Source organism: Parvibaculum sp. (genome assembly GCF_046297875.1).
GTDB lineage: Bacteria > Pseudomonadota > Alphaproteobacteria > Parvibaculales > Parvibaculaceae > Parvibaculum.
The window spans coordinates 295,363-313,608 of sequence record NZ_JBKBHD010000001.1 but is presented as its reverse complement, the minus strand read 5'-3'; the positions used below and the strand labels follow the sequence as shown (position 1 = coordinate 313,608).

Below are 18,246 nucleotides of genomic sequence, written 5' to 3'. Positions count from 1 at the left end.
TCAGCGGATCACGCGCTCGGCCGGAAAATGCAGGCCGATCTTCATGCCTGCGTCGCGGGCGATGCCGGGGCGGCTGCGGTCGGCGCCCGTCACATCGAGCGAACCGCCATGCAGTTCCATCACCTTGCGCGTGAGCGACAGGGCGAGGCTTTCCTCGCGCGGCGCGCTGCTGTCCTCGGCGCTGACGAAAGGATCTTCCATGCCGTCGAACCAGGGCAGGGCATCCTGCTCGGCAGCGAGCGAGGCCGGATCGCGTTCTTCGGTGAGCGTGATCGAAATGCCGCCCTTGGCTGCCTTGTCTTCGGCAACAATGAGGTGGATCACCGAGCCGCGATGCGCGGTGTGAACCGCCTCGGCGAGAAGGCGGAAAAGCCCCTGGCGCAGCCGCCTTGCATCGCCGCGTAGGCCCGGCAGGTGTTCGGGGCAGGAAACCTTGATCGTCACGCCTTCCTGCGCTGCGCTCTGGCGCTGGCTTGCCACCGCGATTTCCGCAAGCTGGCCGAGATTGACGATCTCGTCGGTCAGGTCGATATGGTCCATCTCCGCTTCGGCGATACCGAGCAGATCCTCGATCATGTCGAGCAGCATCGTGCCGCTCGAATAGATGTCGTTCGCATATTCCTTGTAGCGGTCGGTGCCCATCGGACCGAGCCGCTCATTCTTCATCATTTCCGAAAAGCCGATGATATGCGTCAGCGGCGTGCGGAGATCGTGATTGACGTTGGAAAAGAAGCTCTGGCTTCGCTTGCGCGTTTCGCGGCTGCGCGCCTCGGCGTCATGCATCGTCTGCTCGAGCTTGCGCCGCACGGTCACGTCGTTGAGCGCGGCGACGCGGGCAGGCACGCCGCCCCAGCGCGTGTCGACGATGCGCATTTCGGCAAGGCGGTTGTCGCCATCGGGCCGGTTGATCGTGACATCGTGCTCGCCCGGATCGACCGGCAGGCCGAAATTATGTCCGACGAGTTCTTCCGAACTGCGGCCGAGAATTTCCTGCGCGGCGCCGTTGACGAAGCGGACGATGCCCTGGCTGTCGAGAATGACGATGGCTTCGGGTGTTTCCTGAATGAGCGTGACCTGCGGCTTTTCTTCGGCCTGTGCGGCGGCAGGTGCGGCCCCCTGTCCCTCGCGGGCGCGGCGGCGCGCAACCGCGCGGCGAATGGCAAGGGCAAGCGCGCGGTGGGAGTTGGTCTCGAAGCCAAGGCAGTCTTCGGCGCCGGCCCCGATCGCATCCGACTGCAATGCAGGGTCGTCTGCGCCGATCGCAACGACGGGCGCATCGGGCCCGAGAGCCACCACGCGGCGCAGGAAATCGAAGGCCGCGGGCTCTCCGGCGCCAATGTCGATGATGATGGCGTCGATCCCCGGCGCGAGCAGGGGATCGATGCCTTCATGAATGCTGGAAAAGCCGAACTGGAAAAGGCCGGCCTCGCCGGTTGCCGACAATCGGGCGAGGCCGCTGCAAAGCGCCGCCGAATTGCTCACGACATGGGCCGTCAGAGGCGCAGACTGCCCGGCGGCTGGACCAGTAAAACGGTTCATTGCGATGCCTGGATACGCCAAGGTTTCCACCTGTCTTCCGGCCCCCACACGGCCCCGCAACTCAATACATATATGCCGAGCAAGGCGGCATTTCGTCCTTCCGGTTAACGATGCGATTCTTTCGTAAACAGAAGGTAAACGCCGAGCCTATCTAGTGGCTGCCGGTGTTATGGGCCACAAGCGAACGCGCCGAATTTCACTCCAAAATGGGCAGATTAACGCCGTTTTTACTGATTTGCGCCTCGGTGTCATTAACCTGTGATTTTTTACCGATTCCGGCGTCACCGGGCTGTTTTGGGGGTCGCGTTGTCGCAATCCTGCCGTTTCCTTAGCCTTGATTCGTTAATGGGCTCTATTTAGCGGGCGCTTGTGACACTGCGGCCTATGGGCTAGGTATGCGCCCGCGCCGGAAAAGCGCGGATTGCGGCCACCATCGGGCCCCCCCCGAAGGGTAGACCATGAGCAAGAAAGAAAAGACCTTCCGCCCCAAGGCGCGTGTGCCGAAGGGGCTTCGCGACATGCCTGCCGCGCTGGTGCGTGCGGAAGCGGGCATGCTTGCGCGCATTCGCGAGGTCTATGAACGCTATGGTTTCGACCCGCTGGAGACCTCCGCTTTCGAATATGCCGACGCGCTCGGCAAGTTCCTGCCCGACGAAGACCGGCCGAACGAAGGCGTCTTTTCCTTTCAGGACGACGACGAACAGTGGCTCTCTCTGCGCTACGACCTGACGGCGCCGCTCGCCCGCTATGTGGCGGAGAATTACGACGCGCTGCCAAAGCCCTTCCGCCGATATCAGACAGGCCCCGTCTGGCGGAACGAGAAGCCGGGTCCGGGCCGCTACCGCCAGTTCACGCAGTTCGATGCGGACACGGTGGCCGCGCCCGGCGTCGCCGCCGATGCCGAGATGTGCATGATGGGTGCGGACTGCCTCGAGGCGCTCGGCATCCCGCGCGGCAGCTATCGCATTCGCGCGAATAATCGCAAGGTGCTTGATGGCCTTCTGGAAACCATCGGCCTCGACGGCGAGCCGGGCAGCGCGACCTATATGACCGTGCTGCGCGCCATCGACAAATATGACCGCCTCGGGCGGCAGGGCGTCGAGCTGCTGCTCGGGCCGGGCCGCAAGGACGAGTCGGGCGACTTTACCAAAGGTGCGGGCTTGTCCCCCTCGCAGATCACTGCCGTTCTCGACTATGTGGAGTCGGGCGTCGGCGAAGGCGCGACGGACCGAAAGCTCGTGCTCGAAGGCTGGCGCAAGGTTGTCGGAGACAGTGTCATCGGCCGCGAAGGCATCGACGAACTTGCCGAGATGGGTGCGCTTTTCACCGCGGCGGGCTACGGCACCGACCGGATCGAGTTCAATTCCTGGATCGTGCGCGGCCTCGGCTATTACACCGGTCCCGTCTTCGAATCCGACCTGCTCTTTGAGGTAAAGGATGAGAAGGGCAATCCCGTGCGCTTCGGCTCCGTCGGCTCCGGCGGGCGCTATGACGGGCTTGTCGAGCGCTTCAAGGGTGTGAAGGTACCGGCGACCGGCTTTTCCATCGGCGTGAGCCGCCTGCAGACTGCACTCGAACTGCTCGGCAAGCTCGATATCGAAACCGTAGAGGCGCCCGTCGTGGTACTGACGCTCGATGCGGCCAATATGGCGGGCTATCAGGCGATGGTCTCCGAACTTCGTGCCGCGGGCATCCGCGCCGAAATGTATCTCGGCGGCTCGGGCATGAAGGCGCAGATGAAATATGCCGACAAGCGAGGCGCCCCGATCGCCGTCATCGAGGGCGAAGATGAACGCGCGAAGGGCGAAGTGACGCTGAAAGACCTCATCCTCGGCGCCGAAATGTCGAAGGAAATCGAGGACAATACGGCCTGGCGCGAAGGCCAGCCCGCCCAGATTTCCGTGCCCCGCGCCCGGCTGATGGAAGAAGTTCGCGCCATGCTGGCCCGCCATCGCCCGCATCACGGCTGAAAAGCCATTATTCCCCTTTCTTCAAATTTACCATTTCCATGCTAGATAAGGCCCGGACCGGGGAGGCCCCGGCGGGCCGGGAAGTATTCGATATGTCTCTGACATCCATGGCGGCAATGGACGGCAATAGGCTGCGCGCCCGCGAGGCGCTGGCGGCTTCCGTGCGCGGCGGCTTCGAGCGGGCGGGCTACGAGCCAGTCTCTGCGCCCGCGCTCCAGCCCGCCGACATCTTTCTCGACATGTCCGGCGAGGATATTCGCCGCCGCATGTATGTCTTCGCCGATCCGGCGGGCGATGAGCTATGCCTGCGTCCGGAACTCACCATCCCCGTCTGCCGCCTCTATCTCGAAGCAGGCGGCGGCGCGAAGAAGCTCTGTTCCATCGGCCCCGTCTACCGCTTTCAGCAGAAGGGCTCGGCGAAGCTGCGCGAATTCACGCAAGCGGGTCTCGAATGCCTCGGTGCTATGGATGCAGAGGCCGCAGACGCCGAAGTGATGGCGCTTGCATGTGCGGCGCTCGCGGAAGCGGGTCTCAAGACCTACGATATCGAGATGGGCGACCTCGCACTATTCGATGCGCTTGTCGATGCGCTCGATCTCCCGCCCGGCTGGCGCGCGCGGCTGAAGCGCCACTTCTGGCGGCCCGATTATTTCCGCGAATTGCTCGACCGTCTCGCCGCCGGCGATGCCGGGGAAGATGGTGGTGAGCGGCAGGCGCTGATCTCGGCGCTCGCGGGCCTCGATGAAACTCAGGCAAAGGACGTGATCGAGGATGTGCTGAAGCTCGCGGGCATTGCGCCTGTCGGCGGCCGCACGGTGGAGGAAGTCGCCGAACGATTGATCGAGCAGGCGGAGCTTGCAGCCTCCGGCGTGCCGAAAGCGGCGGCGACGCTCATTTCCGATTTCCTCGCAGTCTCCGGCGCGCCGAAGGATTGCATCGCGGAGATCAAGAAGCTCGCAAAGGCTGCGGACATCTCGCTCGACGCGGCGATCGCGCGTTTCGAGCGGCGAATGGAACTCGCCGCGAAATCGGGCGTCGATCTTTCCCGCGCGCACTTCGCCACCGGCTTTGGCCGCAACATGGCTTATTACACGGGTCTCGTTTTCGAGTTTCGCGTGCCCGCCCTCGGACCCGACGCGATGATCTGCGGCGGCGGGCGCTATGACGATCTGCTCTCGGCGCTCGGTTCGGAAAAGCCGGTCCCTGCCGTCGGTTGCGCTGTCGGGATCGAACGGCTCCTTGCCGCAGTCGCAAGGGAGAAGGGCCAATGAGCGATAAACTCATCATCGGCCTTCCCTCGAAGGGCAGGCTTCAGGAAAACGCGAATGCCTTTTTCGCGCGGGCGGGCCTGCGCGTGAAGCAGGATGGCGGCCGTGGTTACACGGGCCGCCTCGACGGCATCGCCAATGTCGAAATTGCCTTTCTCTCTGCGTCCGAAATCGCAGGCCAGCTCGAGCAGGGCATCATTCACCTCGGCGTGACGGGCGAAGACCTGATCCGCGAGAAACTTTCCGCGCCCGAGCGCGATGTGGAACTGCTGCTGCCATTAGGCTTCGGCCATGCAGATGTCGTGGTTGCCGTGCCGCAAAGCTGGATCGACGTCGCCACCATGGCGGATCTCGACGATGTCGCGCTTGCATTCCACACGAAGCGCGGGCGCAGGCTCCGTGTCGCCACAAAATACTTCAACCTGACGCGCAACTTCTTCGCCGCGCATGGCCTGACCGACTATCGCATCGTGGAAAGCCTCGGCGCGACTGAAGGTGCGCCTGCATCCGGCACGGCGGAGGTGATCGTGGACATCACCTCCACAGGCGCGACGCTTGCCGCGAACAATCTGAAAGTGCTGGACGACGGCACGATGCTGAAAAGCCAGGCGAACCTCGTTGCGAGTCTCGGCGCGGAGTGGAACGACAAGGCAATGGCGGCGGTGGGAGAAATTCTCGATCGCGTCTCTGCGCAGGCGCGCGCCGCGAAGACCGTGGAGGTCCGCTTCGCAAGCGGTTCCGACGACGCGGCGCTGATCGGCGAAATCGCTAGCCGCTTCGGCGTGACGCTGCCCTTCGGCTCCAATGCGGGCGGGCCGGTGCGCATCGCCCACTGCCCGGAGGCCCGCCTCTACGATCTCGTCTCCTTCCTCTATGCGAAGGGACGCGAAACGGTGACGGCTGCCCGTGCGGACTACGTCTTCGAAGCAAAGAACCCGCTCCGCGAGCGCCTGCTCGAAAAGCTCAACAGCCGGAACTGAAATCATGACGCCCATGCTCGCCGTCGCGACAGCCATTGTGGTTCTCGTGACGGCGATATTGTCCGGCATCTTCGGCATGGCGGGCGGCATGATCCTCATGGCCTTCCTTGCCTTCGCCTTTCCGGTTGGCGCGGCGATGATGCTGCATGGCGTGACGCAGGCCGTCTCGAACGGCTATCGCGCCGTCATCAACCGCAGCGACATCGTCTGGCCCATCGTCGCAACGAACATGGTGGGTGCGGCACTCGCCCTCGCTCTCTTTCTCCTGATGAGTTTTGTACCGGACAAGGCGACAGTGCTGTTGCTGCTCGGCGCCATCCCCTTTATCGCCTTCTCGATCCCGAAAAGCTGGGGCCTCGATATAACCCGGCCCTTCATTTCGCCGATCTGCGGTTTCGTGGTGACGGCACTCACGCTGACGGCGGGCGTCGCGGGGCCAATCCTCGATGTCTTCTTCGTGCGAAGCCACCTCACGCGGCATCAGATCGTTGCCACCAAGGCCGTGACGCAGACGCTGCAGCATCTGACGAAGCTGCTCTATTTCGGGTTGCTTGCAGCCCATCTCCTGCCCGAGGCGGGGCTTCCCTGGTGGGTCTATGTCATGGTCGCACCGCTTGCCATGCTCGGTACGACGCTCGGCAAGATGGTGCTCGACCGGATGAATGACGGTCAGTTCAAAAGCTGGAGCCGCAACATCCTCTTCGTACTGGGCGCTATCCTCATCTGGCAGGGCCTCGAGCTGCTTCTGAAGCAGGAATTCTAGGCGGCAATCAGGCTCCTGTCTGTGCGCAACGCATCGAAACATCCGGGCATGAGGTCTTCCCAGCAGAAACGCTTGCGCAGCCGCTTCATATGCTTGCGATAGGCGTCGATCTCGACATAGGTCGCATGCCGCGCCGAACCGACAAACTTGATGCCGCCGGAAAGATCGGGCCGATCCGTGGCGATCAGCTCGTTCAGCGCACCGGCGGTGCCGGCCGCGCGGGCGAGGATGGTGCGGGCGATGAGATCGGCCATCTCGTCGAAGAGTTTGTAGGCGCCGCCATTCGTTTCCATGAAGCCGAGCGCGTAGAGCGTCGGATTCCTGCGGCTGAAGAGGTTCATGTAGAGATCGGGCCTCCCTTCCTTCCAGTCGAAAAGGCCGGGGTCCACATATGGCACGCGCCAGGTATAGCCGGTGGCGCAGAGCACGAGGTCGATCTCCTCCGACGTGCCATCCTTGAAGTGAACCTTGTTGCCTTCGAAACGCGCGACATCGGGCTTTGCCTTGATATCGCCGTGACCGAGATAGTGGAGGAGCTGCGTATTGAGAATGGGATGGCTCTCGAACAGGCGGTGATCCGGCTTCTGCAGCCCGAGCCGCGTGATATCGCCATTCAGGATGCGCAGGATGACGCCGAAGATGCGCTGCGTCAGCCACATCGGCAGATGCGGACCTTCATGCGCAAAGACATCCGCCGGAATGCCGAAAAGATGTTTTGGCAGGAAGTGATAGCCGCGCCGGAGGCTTATGAAAGCGGCATCCGCGGCCTTTGCCGCATCGCAGGCAATGTCGCAGCCGGAGTTCCCAGCGCCAATGACGAGCACGCGCTTGCCCTTGAATTCGTCCATGGAACGAAAGCTGACCGCATGGCGCATCTCGCCGGTGAATGTGCCGGGATATTCCGGCATCACCGGATGCCAGTTGGTGCCATTCGCACAGACAAGCGCCGCATAGGGCTTCGTCTCGCCGGTGGAGAGCGTCACTTGCCAGCTTCCGTCCTTCTGCATTTCAGTCTTCTCGGCTGACGTGTTGAATCGGATATGGCTCTTCAGTCCGTAAGCGTCCGCGAAGCCCTGCATATAGCGATGGATCTGCTTGCCCGAAGGGTAGTCGGGGTAGTCATCCGGCATCGGGAAGTCGTGATAATGCGACTGGGTCTTGGACGAGATGAAATGCGCCGAGTCGTAAACCGGCGAGCCGGGATTGGACCGGTCCCAGAGCCCGCCCACATCCGAATGCCGCTCATGGACATCGAAGGGAATGCCGTGGCGCAGGAATGTCCGCGCAAGGCTGAGCCCCGCCGGTCCGCCACCCACCACACATACGCGCCCGATCCCGCTCATCCGAAGCTCCATCAATAAAGTGAACAATCCTCACATTTGTAATAAGTGATAAACCCTCATATTTTCCGGCGCAAGAGGAAAGACAGGGAAACCCATGAGCGATCCGGCATTCCAGCGCCGCAAACCGACCCAGGCTCGCGCCCGCGAGCGGGTGGAGCGCATTCTCGCAACGGCAACGGAAATGATCGCTGAGACGGGGAGCGACGCCATGCGCATGACAGAGCTCGCCGAGCGGGCAGGCGTGCCCATCGGTTCGCTCTACCAGTATTTCCCGGACAAGCCTGCGATCCTGCGCACCCTTGCTCTCGCCGTGATGGAGCGTGTGCGCGGCGGGCTCGCCGCGAGCCTGAAAGATGTGACGGGCCGCGACGATGCGCTTGCTCGCGTGGATCAGCTGCTCAAGGGCTATTACGACCTGTTTCTCGATGAGCCGGTCACGCGCGATATCTGGTCGGGAACGCAGTCGGACAAGGCCCTGCAGGCGCTCGACATCGAGGACAGCCGCGAGAACGCAGGGCTCTTTTTCGATGCGCTGAAACATCTCGTGCCGAAGCGCGATCATGCACGGCTCGAAGCGGCCTCCTTCCTGTTGATGCAGCTCTCCGGCGCTGCGGTGCGCCTTGCCATCGCCGTGGAGCGAAAGCAGGGCGACCGCCTCATCGCCGAATATCGCGGCATGATGCGCCGCGAACTGGAAAGTCTGCTCGCGCGCTGAACTGCCTCAAAGCCCCGGCACGGGGAAGCGCGATGTCAGCGCGCGGGTGCGGGCGGCAAGGCTCTCTTCTGCTGCGTGGTCGCCATTGGCGGCCAGTGCCTCGGCAATGATCGCGCCAATCTCCGCCATCTCCGCTTCGCCCATGCCGCGCGCCGTAGGAGCGGGCGTACCAAGGCGAATGCCGGAAGGACGCATGGGCGGGTTCGGATCGTCAGGGATCACCTGCTTGTTGGTGGTGAGGCCAACCCGGTCGAGCACCTCCTGTGCCACCGCGCCATCGATGCCGAAACTCTGAACCGTGTCGATCACGAGAAGATGATTGTCGGTGCCGCCAGTGACGAGCCGCACCCGCCGCGCGAGCAGCGCCTCGGCCAGCGCTTTGGCATTGCCAAGCACCGCCTCCGCATAGGCCCGGAAGGCGGGCAGGGCGGCAAGCCGGAAAGTGACAGCCGCCGCCGCTACCTGGTTCATGTGCGGACCGCCCTGAAGGCCAGGAAAGACCGACGCGTCGATCTTCTTCGCGAATTTCTCCTTGCAGAGAATGAGTCCGCCACGCGGGCCCCTGAGCGACTTGTGCGTTGTCGTCGTCATGAAGTCGAAGCCCGCATCGAGCGGATTGCGCATGACATTTGCCGCGATCAGCCCGCCAATATGCGAGACGTCAGCCATCGTCAGCGCGCCCACTTCATCGGCGACGCGCCTGAAATCCGCATAGTCGTAGTCGCGTGGATAGGAGGAATAGCCGCATACAACAAGCTTCGGCCTGGTCTGCCGTGCAACGGCGCGAAGCTGGTCGAAATCGATCGCGCCAGTCGACGGATCGGTCTTGTAGCGCACGAAGTTGAAAAGCCGGCCCATATGGGAGACCGGCGCGCCATGCGTGAGGTGTCCACCATGGCTGAGGTCCATCGCAAGGATCGTGTCGCCGGGCTCAAGCAGGCCGAGATAGACAGCCTGGTTCATCGGCGAGCCGGATAGCGGCTGCACATTGGCGTGTTCCGCGCGGAACAGAGCCTTGGCCCTGTCGCGGGCCAGCGTCTCGATACGGTCTGTATGTTCCTGCCCGCCGTAATAGCGCCTCCCCGGATAGCCCTCCGAATATTTGTTGGTGAAGGCCGAGCCGAGCAGCGTCAGCACTTCGGGAAAGGCATAGTTTTCGGACGGGATGAGTTCGAGTCCCGCGCGCTGGCGGGCTTCCTCGCCCTTCAGCGCGAGGAAGATTTCATGGTCGCTCTGCGCAAGTTGCGCCCGTTGATCTGATGTCGGCATCTGAGCCTCCTTCGAGCCAAAACAAAAACGCCCGGCCAGCATCTTGAATTGCTGCCCAGGCGATCGGCTCGAAAGACCAGTCTCCGCGCTCCCCGATGGTGACCCATCTGATTTCGCCAGTCGCGCGGAGGATATGTGCGACCGGAAACAGGGGGAGTAGAGACCCGTTTCCGGCCGCGAGTCAATTCCCCCGTCAGAGACCCAGTATCCGCTTGGCGATGATGTTCTTCTGGATTTCGTTCGATCCGCCATAGATCGATTGCGCGCGGGCGCCGAGATAGGCGGCGACGGAAGGGGCTGCTCCTGCGGGAAGTGCCGTATTTCCGGTCCATGCAGGCGCAACCGAGTCCGGGAAAGCCGGCTGCATATAGGGCCCGAAGGCCTCCATGCCGAGTTCGGTGATGTCCTGCGCGAGTTCGGTTGCGATGATCTTCAGGATCGAGGATTCGATCCCCGGCGCGCCGCCCTCGGCGACCGAAGAAAGCGTTCGGAGCACCGTGATTTCGAGCGCGTCGAGCCGCGCCTCGAGCGAGGAGAGCTTTTCCACGAAGGCAGGATCTTCGAGGAGACCGCGCTTGCGCGCTGCGGCGCGCGTATTCGCAAGCTGCTTCCTCTTGCCCGCGACATGCGCATAAGAGGTGCGCTCATGGCCTAGGAGGTAATTGGCATAGGTCCAGCCCTTGCCCTCCTCGCCGATGCGGTTCTCCTTCGGCACACGCACATTGTCGAAGGTGACGCTGTTCAGCGAGTGCTTGCCGTCGATGGTGATGATCGGATTGACGGTGATGCCGGGCGTTTTCATGTCGATCAGCAGGAAGGTGATGCCCTCCTGTTTCTTCTCCTCCTGGCTCGTCCGCAGCAGGCAGAAGATCCAGTCCGCATGCTGGCCAAGGCTCGTCCAGATCTTCGTCCCGTTGACGATATAGTCGTCGCCATCTGACACGGCGGAACATTGCAGCGAGGCAAGGTCGGAGCCAGAGCCCGGTTCCGAATAGCCCTGCGCCCAGAATGTCGTGCTGTTGAGGATGCCCGGCAGAAAACGCTTCTTCTGCTCTTCCGTGCCGAAGGTATAGATCACCGGGCCGACATAGAGGAGGCCCATCGGTACGACATTGAGCGCGCCCGCCCGCTCCAGTTCTTCGTCGAAGATGTATTTCTCGTTGGCGCTCCAGCCCGTGCCGCCATCGGCCTTCGGCCAGTTGACGGCAAGCCAGCCCTTTGCCGCCATCGCGCGCTCGGAGCGCTGATAATCTTCCTTCGAGGGCGAGGCGCCGCTCGCCGTCTTCTCGATGATGTCGCGCGGATATTCATGCTCGAAGAAATCCCGCACCTTCATGCGGAACTGCTCGTCCTTTTCGGAGAATGTGAAATCCATCTGCCGTCCTCCCGAATGTCGTTTGAGGGGAGTGTAGCGGCTGCCCCGCCCTTCGTCAGGCAGGGGAAGTGAGGTGCCGCAACGTAACATCGCAGAAATGTGACAAAGCAAAAGGGCCGATGTTTTCACCGGCCCTTCGCTTGTCTCTCGGTGAGAGGCAGGACTTAGAAGTCCATGCCGCCCATACCGCCCATGCCGCCCATACCGCCAGGCATGCCGGCCGGTGCGCCGCCGTCTTTTTTTGGCGCGTCGGCAATCATGGCTTCAGTGGTGATGAGGAGGCCGGCAACGGAAGCAGCGTCCTGCAGCGCCGTGCGCACTACCTTGGTCGGGTCGATGATGCCGGCGGCAACGAGATCGCAATATTCTTCCTTCTGCGCGTCGAAGCCGAAATTCGGCTGCTTCGACTCGAGCACCTTCTGCACGACGATCGAACCTTCGACGCCGGCATTCTCGACGATCTGACGGATCGGTGCTTCGAGGGCCTTGCGGATGATGTTGATACCCGCCTGAATGTCGCGGTTGTCGTCGACGAGCTTGCCGACGGCTTTGGACGCCATCAGAAGCGCCGTGCCGCCGCCCGGAACGATGCCTTCTTCAACGGCAGCGCGGGTCGCGTTCAGCGCGTCGTCGACGCGGTCCTTGCGCTCCTTCACTTCCACTTCGGTGGCACCACCGACCTTGATCACCGCAACGCCGCCCGCGAGCTTCGCGAGGCGTTCCTGCAGCTTCTCCTTGTCGTAGTCGGAGGTCGTTTCCTCGATCTGCCGCTTGATCTGGCCGACGCGGGATTCGATGTCCTTCTTCTTGCCGGAGCCATCGACGATCGTCGTGTCTTCCTTCGTGATCGACACGCGCTTGGCCTTGCCGAGCATGTCGAGCGTGACCGACTCAAGCTTGATGCCGAGGTCTTCGGAGATGACCTGACCGCCCGTGAGGATCGCGATGTCCTCGAGCATGGCCTTGCGGCGGTCGCCGAAGCCCGGCGCCTTGACGGCCGCGACCTTGAGGCCGCCACGGAGCTTGTTGACGACGAGCGTGGCAAGCGCCTCGCCTTCGATGTCTTCCGCGATGATGAGGAGCGGACGGCCCGACTGCACAACGGCTTCGAGAACCGGCAGCATCGGCTGCAGGCTGGTCAGCTTCTTCTCGTGGAGCAGGATGAGCGGCTCGTCGAGTTCGGCAACCATCTTGTCTGCATTGGTGATGAAGTAGGGCGAGAGGTAGCCACGGTCGAACTGCATGCCTTCGACGACATCGAGTTCGGTGTCGAGCGACTTGGCTTCCTCGACGGTGATCACGCCTTCATTGCCGACCTTCGCCATCGCCTGGGCGATCATGGCGCCGATTTCGGATTCGCCGTTGGCGGAGATTGTGCCGACCTGCGCAACTTCGTCGTTCGACTTCACCTTCTTGGAGCGCTTGGTGATGTCTTCGACGGCAGCCCGGACCGCGATTTCGATACCGCGCTTCAGGTCCATCGGGTTCATGCCGGCGGCAACCGACTTCGCGCCTTCGCGCACGATCGCCTGGGTGAGAACCGTCGCCGTCGTCGTGCCATCGCCCGCCGTGTCGTTGGTCTTGGAAGCAACTTCCTTGACCATCTGGGCGCCCATGTTCTCGAACTTGTCTTCGAGTTCGATTTCCTTGGCAACCGTCACGCCGTCCTTCGTGGTGCGGGGCGCACCGAAGGCCTTGTCGATCACGACGTTGCGGCCCTTCGGACCGAGCGTCACCTTCACCGCATCGGCGAGAATGTCGACACCCCTGAGCATACGCTCACGGGCACTGCGACCGAATTTGACTTCCTTAGCCATTTTTCCTTGATCCTTCTGAATTCTTGAATCGGATGGTCCGGCCGGGCCAGCGAAAAGGCCCGCCGCCGGGTTTGTCCGGTTGTGAGCCTTACTCGGCGGCTGCCTTTTTCTTCGCGGCGCCTTCAAGCACACCCATGATGTCGCTCTCTTTCATGATGAGCAGGTCCTGGCCGTCGATCTTGACCTCGGTGCCCGACCATTTGCCGAAGATCACCCGGTCGCCGACCTTGACGTCGGGCGCGATGATCTTGCCGTCGTCGCCACGGGCGCCGGGGCCTACTGCGATAACTTCGCCCTGCGAGGGCTTTTCCTGCGCCGTATCCGGAATGATAATGCCGCCGGCTGTCTTGGCTTCTTCCTCGACCCGGCGTACCACGACGCGGTCATGCAGAGGACGGAACTTCATCTCTGGCTTCTCCTGTGTCCCAACCGCTAAGATGCGGAAAGTTTTGAGTATTTTTTGGTTTGTTAGCACTCGACCGATATGAGTGCCAACGCCAGCCGGACAGATAGGCGCTCCCCCCGGCCCTGTCAAGGAGGCGGCCGGGATTCAGGCGCCGATTCTTCGGAGCCGGAAATAGTTAACGGACGGGGGAATCAGGGCCTCAGGCCGCGCAGGGTCAATCTGACGGTCGCCTTGAGCTGCTTGCGGAAGCTTTCTTCGTCAGGGGCCTTTTCGGCGCCGGCAACGGCCGAAATGAGGGTTTCGGCCGCTTCCTTTTCGGTGAGACCGGCCTTCTTCGGGTCGAGTTCGCCGCTTTTCACTCCCCGCCTTACGAGCTTGAGAATGGCGTCATGGAACTCCGCCGTGACGTCCTCGAAAGGCGCGCTCGGGAGCTGGTGGCTCGACTCGATGAGTTCCGCAGCATGGGGGCTCGAAAGGATCAGACTGTAGACAAAGCCGAATTTCGCTTCCATCAGCGCCAGCAGCTTCTCTTCCAGCGGCAGGCCGCGGGCCTCCACTTCGGCCAGATTTTCAGAAACCTGCTCGGCCAGCGAGCGGCATATCGCGTCGAAAAGCCGGTCCTTGCTCTCGAAATAGAGGTAGAGCGTGCCCTTGGCGACCGACGCCGCCCGCGCGATGTCCTCCATCGAGGTGCGGCGGTAGCCATAGTGGCGAAACAGGTCGAGCGCAGCCGTGGTGATGACTTCGCGCTTGTCCGGCCCGCCTGCTTTCTGTGCGGCAACAGTATTTCTGACCGTCGACATGCCGATTATCGCCTGATCGTGTGCGCGCAAACCTTTGCCGACGGGATCGCCACGCTGCGCGTGAAGCCGCCGCAGTCGTAATAGCAGATTTTGCGGGCACCTGCGCGCGCCTGCCCGGAGAGCGAGCATGTCGCCGAGGCATATTGTTGTCCGGCCAGCTCCGGCTTGCTGACATTTGCGTCGCCGCCACCCGTGGCCAGCGCGGCCAGGAGCATCATGCCCGGTAGCGTGATCGAATCCATGTTCCAACCCCTTGTGTCCCCTGAGGACAATGTCCTGCCCCGCCTTTTATAGCGTCGCGCTCCGGCCAGGGAAATTCAATCGCCATTTCGGCGGCCATTTGTCCCGCCCGGCTGAGCATGTAGGATGCGCGGCGCAAACCGGACCGGGGGGAAAAGTGATGACCAGCGAAGCATTGGCGGCGGCACGGGCGATGATCGGGGAGCCGGGCTCAAGGGCGCGGATTCCGACGCCGGCACTGGTGCTCGATCTGGATGCCTTCGAGCGAAACGTCGCGCGCATGGCCGAACACTGCAAGGTGAACGGTCTGGGCCTCCGTCCTCACGCCAAGACGCACAAATCGGTGACGGTTGCGAAAGCGCAGATCGCGGCAGGAGCACTCGGCGTATGCTGTGCCAAGCTCGGCGAGGCAGAGGCGATGGCGGCCGGCGGCATCGAGAGCATCCTCATCACCTCGCCCGTCGTGACGGCGCAGGGCATCGAACGCCTGATGGCGCTCAATGCGAAGCTGCCCGATCTCATGGTCGTGGTCGACAATCCTGAAAACGGCCGCGCGCTCGCCGCCGCGGCCGCGGAAAAAAAGCGCGTGCTGAAGGTTCTTGTCGATCTCGACATCGGCCTTCATCGCACAGGCATCCGCCCCGGCGATGACGCGACCGAACTCGCCGAACTGCTCGACGCCGCAGAATTTCTCGAACTGCGCGGGCTGCAGGCCTATGGCGGCCATCTCATGCATATCCATGATTTTGCCGAGCGCCGCGAGAAGTCGCTTGCCGCAATGAAGGTGCTGGGCGATCAGCGCGATGCGCTGAAGTCGGCGGGGCTATGCTGCGACATCGTCACGGGTGGCGGCACTGGCACATATAATATCGATCCCGAAGCGAGCGTGCTGACGGAGCTGCAAGGCGGCTCCTATGTCTTCATGGACAAGCAGTATCACGATGTCGCGCTGGGCAATGGCGCGAGCTTCCCCTTCGAAACCTCGCTCTTCGTGCAGATGTCTGTCGTGTCGAACAACACGAAGAACCTCGCAACGACGGATGCCGGCTTCAAATCCTTCTCGACCGACGCCGAGCCGCCGAAACTTCTCTCCGGTGCGCCGGAAGGGGCGGGCTATTTCTTCTTCGGCGACGAGCAGGGCGGCATTCTGTTGCCGGATGGCGCGTGCCTCGCGCTCGGCGCGACGCTGACCGCCATGACCCCGCACTGCGACCCGACCGTGAACCTCTATGACGCCTATCACGTGGTCCGCAGCGACGTGCTGGTCGATATCTGGCCGATCGAGGCACGCGGGCGCAGCGCCTGAGGATCATCCTCGTCCAAGTTCCTCATCGAGCCGCGCCCAGAGAGGGCGGCAATCGACGACGGTTCCCTCGCGCATCGCCCGGTCGGCGGCCATCACGGTCAGACCCGCGACCATTGCGTCGTGAACGCGGACGGGAAACGGCGCACCATCGAGAAGATGCGCGGCGAGGTCGCGGCCCATCTGTTCGTCTGAGCCGTAATGGCCTTCGACGCTCGCCGGAAATTCCTGCACCTCCGGCGGATGGACGCCGATAGCATCGCGGAAGGTGAGGCGGTTCGTCACGAGATCGGCCTCTAGCGCGCCATTGAGCCCCGCGAAATACCAGCGCCGCTGAAGGATGCCGGCGTGGCTGTTCGCGTGAAATGAAAGCCGCACGCCATTTTCATATTCGATGAGCACGACCTGGTTGTCCGCAACATCCGCGTCGGAGCGGAATGTGCTCTCCCCCGCGTTCCAGCCGCCGCGCCAGAGCGTATAGGCCGGCTTGCCGCCATCATGCTGGCGATCTGCCAGTGCTTCATTCTCCGGCGTGAATATGCTGCGCCCACCGAAACTTGCGACGCGCGAGGGCAGGGCGCCGGCGAAAAGCCGGTAGAGGTCGAAGTCATGGCAGCATTTATCGAGCAGGAACGATCCGCCATGCATCTCATGCCGACGCCAGTCCCGCATCAGAAAGGCCCCATGTTCCGGGTGGAGGTGCTCGTTGCCCTCGAAGCTGACAAGCGTGCCAAGCTTGTCCTGCAAGGCTTTCGACACAGCAGCAACAAGCGGCGCGGAACGGAGCACAAGGCCGACGAGCACGGCATTCTGGCCATGCTTGCGGAGGAGCCGGGCAAGTTCCCAGGTCTCGTCCTCGGTACGCACGACAGGCTTTTCCGTGAAGACGCGCACGCCCGCCTCAAGGCCCGCCTTGATATGTTCGAGATGGAGGTGGTTCGGCGAGCCGACCATCAGAAGGTCAGGCCCCGTCTTCCGCAGCATGGCGGCGACATCGCCAAAGGCCCGGCCTGCATCGATGCCACGCTTTTCGAGCATGGAAAGACCGGTGGGCGCCGGGTCCGCATGGGCGACGATTCGCATGTTCGGCGCTGCGGCGGTGAGATTGCGGATCACGGTGGCAATCCGGCGCCCGAGGCCCGCGACGGCGATGGTGTAGGTGCCGCTTGTTGTCATGTGAGGCGGTTCTTGCTGTTAGAATGTGCTGCAATGACAAGGATGCGCGGGCGGAAGGGACGTGTGAAGCACTTTCCGTCGGTCAACCGCGGGTGCAGTGCATAAACAGGGGAGCGGCGGCATGCGACTAGGAATCCTGACTGGCGGCGGAGACGTGCCCGGCCTCAATCCCTGCATCAAGGCAGTGACGCGCCGCGCAGGCGAACTCGGCTGGGAGGTGATCGGCTTCCGGCGTGGCTGGTCCGGCCCCCTTTACTACAATCCCGATGACCCGGATGGGAGCGAGCAACATCTGATGCGCCTCGACCGCGAGGTCGTGCGCACCATCGACCGCGAGGGCGGCACGGTGCTGCACACAACGCGCATCGATCCCTACTGGATGTTAGAAGAGAATCTGCCGGATTTCCTGAAGGGCAGGTTCAAACCCTCGGAAAAGGGGACGGTAGATGCAACGCCCCATATCCTGCGCGTGATCGAGCATCTCGGCATCGACGTCATGGTCTGCATCGGCGGCGACGGCACGCTCGCCTATGCCGCGCATTTGGGCGAACAGGGCGTGAAGACCGTATCCATCCCGAAGACAATGGACAATGACGTCCATGGCACGGACTACTGCATCGGCTTCTCGACTGCGGTTTCCCGCTCCGTTGAATACATCAATGCGCTGCGCACATCGACGGGCAGTCATGAGCGGATCGCGGTCGTGGAACTCTTCGGCCGCCATTCCGGCGAGACGGCGCTCATCGCGAGTTATCTCGCCGATGTCGACCGGGCGATCATCGCCGAAGTGCCCTTCGATCCGGCCCGGCTCGCGGATCTCGTCGCCGCAGACCGGATGGAAAACCCCGCCCGGTACGCGATGGTGGTGGTTTCGGAGGGCGCAAGGATGGAAGGCGGTGAGCGGCAGCATTACGGAGAGGCCGACGAATATGGCCGCAAGCGGCTTGGCGGCATCGGCCAGATTCTTGGCGCCGAACTTACGCGCCTCACCGGCATCGACACAATCAACCAGTCGCTCGCCTATCTCATGCGCGCGGGCGCCCCCGATGCGCTCGACCGCATGGTGGCGAAAAGTTTCGGCACCATGGCCGTGCAGGAAATCGCCGAAGGCCGCTCGGGTTTCATGACGGCTCTGCGCGACGGCCAGTATGCGACAGTGCCCGCAAGCCTATGCACCGAAGGCAAGAAGCGCGTCGACGTTGCCGCATTCTATGATGCAGAATCCTATCGCCCGCGCATCGCGAAAGTGCTCGGCAATCCGATGTTCTTCTACTGAGTT

16 protein-coding genes and 1 riboswitch are annotated in these 18,246 nt (G+C 62.7%); of the genes, 7 read left to right on the top strand and 9 right to left on the bottom strand.

Annotated elements, in window-relative coordinates:
- The gene (locus ACK4FH_RS01595; RefSeq protein ID WP_409810582.1) at positions 1–1,539 is read right to left on the bottom strand and encodes a histidine kinase dimerization/phospho-acceptor domain-containing protein; all 1,539 of its coding nucleotides are present in this window, start codon (positions 1,537–1,539) and stop codon (positions 1–3) included.
- Positions 1,540–1,997: 458 nt separating this feature from the next.
- Here ACK4FH_RS01595 and hisS point away from each other — a divergent pair, with 458 nt between their 5' ends.
- The 4 genes from hisS (at position 1,998) to ACK4FH_RS01575 (ending at position 6,520) form a co-directional block, all read left to right on the top strand.
- Positions 1,998–3,509 carry a histidine--tRNA ligase gene (gene hisS / locus ACK4FH_RS01590; protein ID WP_409810580.1) on the top strand — a complete coding sequence of 504 codons (1,512 nt, stop codon included), beginning with the start codon at positions 1,998–2,000 and terminating at the stop codon, positions 3,507–3,509.
- Between the two features lie 92 nt (positions 3,510–3,601).
- The gene (locus tag ACK4FH_RS01585; protein ID WP_409810578.1) at positions 3,602–4,780 is read left to right on the top strand and encodes an ATP phosphoribosyltransferase regulatory subunit; all 1,179 of its coding nucleotides are present in this window, start codon (positions 3,602–3,604) and stop codon (positions 4,778–4,780) included.
- Entirely contained in the window at positions 4,777–5,757 is a 981-nt protein-coding gene (gene hisG / locus ACK4FH_RS01580; RefSeq protein WP_409810576.1) for an ATP phosphoribosyltransferase, read from the top strand. The genes ACK4FH_RS01585 and hisG overlap by 4 nt, the downstream gene beginning before the upstream one ends.
- Before the next feature lie 4 nt (positions 5,758–5,761).
- Positions 5,762–6,520: a TSUP family transporter gene (locus tag ACK4FH_RS01575; protein WP_409810574.1), complete on the top strand. Its 759-nt coding sequence runs from the start codon at positions 5,762–5,764 to the stop codon at positions 6,518–6,520.
- Here ACK4FH_RS01575 and ACK4FH_RS01570 read toward each other — a convergent pair.
- Positions 6,517–7,863, bottom strand: a complete 1,347-nt coding sequence (locus tag ACK4FH_RS01570; RefSeq protein WP_409810572.1) for a flavin-containing monooxygenase — start codon at positions 7,861–7,863, stop codon at positions 6,517–6,519. The two genes, ACK4FH_RS01575 and ACK4FH_RS01570, sit on opposite strands and share 4 nt — an antisense overlap.
- A gap of 94 nt (positions 7,864–7,957) precedes the next feature.
- Here ACK4FH_RS01570 and ACK4FH_RS01565 point away from each other — a divergent pair, with 94 nt between their 5' ends.
- Positions 7,958–8,578: a TetR family transcriptional regulator gene (locus ACK4FH_RS01565; RefSeq protein ID WP_409810570.1), complete on the top strand. Its 621-nt coding sequence runs from the start codon at positions 7,958–7,960 to the stop codon at positions 8,576–8,578.
- Between the two features lie 6 nt (positions 8,579–8,584).
- Here the strand turns inward: ACK4FH_RS01565 and glyA are convergent, their stop codons facing one another.
- From glyA to ACK4FH_RS01535, 6 genes are all read right to left on the bottom strand, one after another.
- The gene (gene glyA / locus ACK4FH_RS01560) at positions 8,585–9,847 is read right to left on the bottom strand and encodes a serine hydroxymethyltransferase (RefSeq protein WP_409810568.1); all 1,263 of its coding nucleotides are present in this window, start codon (positions 9,845–9,847) and stop codon (positions 8,585–8,587) included.
- A gap of 46 nt (positions 9,848–9,893) precedes the next feature.
- A riboswitch (ZMP/ZTP riboswitch) is annotated at positions 9,894–9,981 on the bottom strand.
- A 59-nt stretch (positions 9,982–10,040) separates the two neighbouring features.
- On the bottom strand, positions 10,041–11,222 hold the full coding sequence (locus tag ACK4FH_RS01555) for an acyl-CoA dehydrogenase family protein (RefSeq protein WP_409810566.1): 1,182 nt from the start codon (positions 11,220–11,222) through the stop codon (positions 10,041–10,043).
- A 164-nt stretch (positions 11,223–11,386) separates the two neighbouring features.
- Positions 11,387–13,039 carry a chaperonin GroEL gene (groL, locus tag ACK4FH_RS01550; protein ID WP_409810564.1) on the bottom strand — a complete coding sequence of 551 codons (1,653 nt, stop codon included), beginning with the start codon at positions 13,037–13,039 and terminating at the stop codon, positions 11,387–11,389.
- Between the two features lie 88 nt (positions 13,040–13,127).
- Positions 13,128–13,445: a co-chaperone GroES gene (gene groES / locus ACK4FH_RS01545; RefSeq protein ID WP_409810562.1), complete on the bottom strand. Its 318-nt coding sequence runs from the start codon at positions 13,443–13,445 to the stop codon at positions 13,128–13,130.
- A 191-nt stretch (positions 13,446–13,636) separates the two neighbouring features.
- Positions 13,637–14,248 carry a TetR/AcrR family transcriptional regulator gene (locus ACK4FH_RS01540; RefSeq protein WP_409810560.1) on the bottom strand — a complete coding sequence of 204 codons (612 nt, stop codon included), beginning with the start codon at positions 14,246–14,248 and terminating at the stop codon, positions 13,637–13,639.
- A gap of 5 nt (positions 14,249–14,253) precedes the next feature.
- Positions 14,254–14,490 (bottom strand): hypothetical protein, encoded by a 237-nt coding sequence (locus ACK4FH_RS01535; protein ID WP_409810558.1) that lies wholly within the window; start codon positions 14,488–14,490, stop codon positions 14,254–14,256.
- A gap of 158 nt (positions 14,491–14,648) precedes the next feature.
- Here ACK4FH_RS01535 and ACK4FH_RS01530 point away from each other — a divergent pair, with 158 nt between their 5' ends.
- Positions 14,649–15,794, top strand: a complete 1,146-nt coding sequence (locus ACK4FH_RS01530; RefSeq protein ID WP_409810556.1) for a DSD1 family PLP-dependent enzyme — start codon at positions 14,649–14,651, stop codon at positions 15,792–15,794.
- Between the two features lie 3 nt (positions 15,795–15,797).
- Here the strand turns inward: ACK4FH_RS01530 and ACK4FH_RS01525 are convergent, their stop codons facing one another.
- Positions 15,798–16,967, bottom strand: a complete 1,170-nt coding sequence (locus ACK4FH_RS01525) for a Gfo/Idh/MocA family protein (protein WP_409810554.1) — start codon at positions 16,965–16,967, stop codon at positions 15,798–15,800.
- Between the two features lie 121 nt (positions 16,968–17,088).
- Between ACK4FH_RS01525 and ACK4FH_RS01520 the strand changes: the two genes are divergently transcribed.
- Complete coding sequence (locus ACK4FH_RS01520; RefSeq protein WP_409810552.1) at positions 17,089–18,243, top strand: 6-phosphofructokinase; 1,155 nt, start codon at positions 17,089–17,091, stop codon at positions 18,241–18,243.
- Positions 18,244–18,246 lie beyond the last annotated feature (3 nt).